Raw genomic sequence first — 593 nt, 5'->3', positions numbered from 1 at the left:
CACGGTCTCCACCCCGGGGTGGATCTGGGTGAGCAGTCCGCGGATCCGGTTCGATGTGGCCGTTGCCTGTTTCGCGAGGTCATCGTCGTAGCCGCACAGCATCGACAACTCCGCGACGTTCTCATCCGCCACCCGAATACCCCGCAAAGTGTGTGGCATGGTCCTGGCTGCTTCAGCGATGATCGCGGCATCGCGTGCATCCGTTTTCGCCTCACCTGGGTGCAGGTCGGCGATGCGGCGCATCGCCAACCCGGGCAGATAGGCGACCGTAATGGACTCGGCGTGGGCGATCGCGACCGGCAAGGCGCCGATAGTAGCGGGCTGGTCGACGACCACCAGCAGAGTTCCGTGCTTGCGTAACCGGCCAAGCAAAGCTCGGAGTTTCGTTTCGTTCTGCGGCAGCGCCTTCGATAACATGTGTTTTCCGTCGCGGTCGAGTGCGACGGCGTGGTGGTTGTGTTTGCCGACATCGATGCCGATGAATACGTCGATGTCAGCGTGGTTGGTGATCATGTCACTCATCTTCTTCGACTCATGTGACCGAATGTTTGGTTGTGGTTTTGCTGGCCGGTGCTGCAGTGGTGGCTCCTGGG

At 61.0% G+C, this 593-nt stretch carries 1 protein-coding gene; it reads right to left on the bottom strand.

The window, feature by feature from the left end; translation table 11 throughout:
- Positions 1–513, bottom strand: a 513-nt coding sequence (locus tag D3I60_RS01475; RefSeq protein ID WP_262774347.1) for an IS110 family transposase, incomplete at its 3' end; no start/stop codon positions are given.
- Positions 514–593 lie beyond the last annotated feature (80 nt).

Source organism: Brevibacterium permense (assembly GCF_025506275.1).
GTDB lineage: Bacteria > Actinomycetota > Actinomycetes > Actinomycetales > Brevibacteriaceae > Brevibacterium > Brevibacterium permense_A.
Note: the sequence above shows the minus strand (reverse complement) of the source record. Positions and strands in the feature narration are given on the sequence as shown.